Source organism: Streptomyces sp. NPDC048751 (assembly GCF_043198595.1).
In the GTDB taxonomy this organism is placed as follows: domain Bacteria; phylum Actinomycetota; class Actinomycetes; order Streptomycetales; family Streptomycetaceae; genus Streptomyces.
Genome location: NZ_JBICUX010000047.1, coordinates 1 through 1,129, shown reverse-complemented (window position 1 = coordinate 1,129; position 1,129 = coordinate 1). Strand labels below are relative to the sequence as shown.

Here is a 1,129-nt window from a genome sequence, read left to right as displayed (position 1 = left end):
CTAGTGACCTGAGTCGGAGATTCGTCGGCAGTAGGCGGCGACTTTGTCGAGGATCTCGTCGGCGGTTTTCGTCCAGACGAACGGCCGCGGGTGCTCGTTCCAGTCGGCGAGCCAGGACCGGATGTCCCGCTCGAGGGCCTGGACGGAGCGGTGGACGCCTCTCTTGAGTTTCTTCTGGGTGAGCTCGGCGAACCACCGCTCGACCAGGTTCAGCCAGGACGAACTCGTCGGTGTGAAGTGCAGGTGGAAGCGTGGGTGCGCAAGCAGCCACTGCTTGATGGCAGGCGTCTTGTGGGTGACGTAGTTGTCCAGGATCAGGTGCACGTCGAGGTCGGCGGGGACTTCCTTGTCGAGCTTGGTCAGGAACTTCTTGAACTCGACGGCCCGGTGGCGCCGGTGGAGGGAGCCGATCACCTTGCCGGTGGCGACTTCCAGTGCGGCGAACAGGGTGGTGGTGCCGGCGCGGACGTAGTCGTGGCTGCGGCGTTCGGGAACGCCGGGAACCATCGGCAGCACGGGCTGCGACCGGTCCAGGGCCTGGATCTGGGACTTCTCGTCCACACAAAGCACCAGGGCCTTCTCCGGCGGGTCGAGATACAGGCCCACGACATCGCGGACCTTGTCGATGAACAGCGGGTCCGTGGACAGCTTGAACGTCTGCGACCGGTGCGGCGCCAGTGCGAACGCCCGCCAGATCCGCGAGATCGCCGACTGCGACATACCCGTGGCCGCCGCCATCGACCGGGTCGACCAGTGGGTGGCGTTCTTCGGCTTCTCCTCGAGTGTCTTGACGATGACCCGCTCGACGTCCGCGTCGGTGATCTTCCGCGGGACGCCGGGCCGCGGCTCGTCGGACAGGCCGTCCAGGCCCCGTTCGAGGAAACGCCGCCGCCAGGTGCGGACCGTGTCCGGCGTGACCTGCAGCCGACGCGACACCTCCATGATCGAGTGCCCGTCGGCGCACTCCAGCACGATCCGCGAGCGCTGGGCCAGCGCCTGAGCCGTCGTGCGGCGACGCACCCAGCCCTCCAGCACAGCCCGTTGGGTATCAGTCAGTGACAGCGGCGGAATCTTCGGACCCGGACGACTCATACCGAACCAACGACGAATCTCCGACTCAGGTCACTAG

At 66.5% G+C, this 1,129-nt stretch carries 1 protein-coding gene; it reads right to left on the bottom strand.

Going from position 1 to position 1,129, the window contains the following annotated elements:
- Positions 1–1,092: an IS630 family transposase gene (locus ACGFNV_RS46810; protein ID WP_393631802.1), complete on the bottom strand. Its 1,092-nt coding sequence runs from the start codon at positions 1,090–1,092 to the stop codon at positions 1–3.
- Between the last annotated feature and the right edge of the window lie 37 nt (positions 1,093–1,129).

Bases quoted from the DNA above. Each gene is read 5' to 3' on its own strand.
- ACGFNV_RS46810 (WP_393631802.1), bottom strand. From the start codon at position 1,092: ATGAGTCGTCCGGGTCCGAAGATTCCGCCGCTGTCACTGACTGATACC.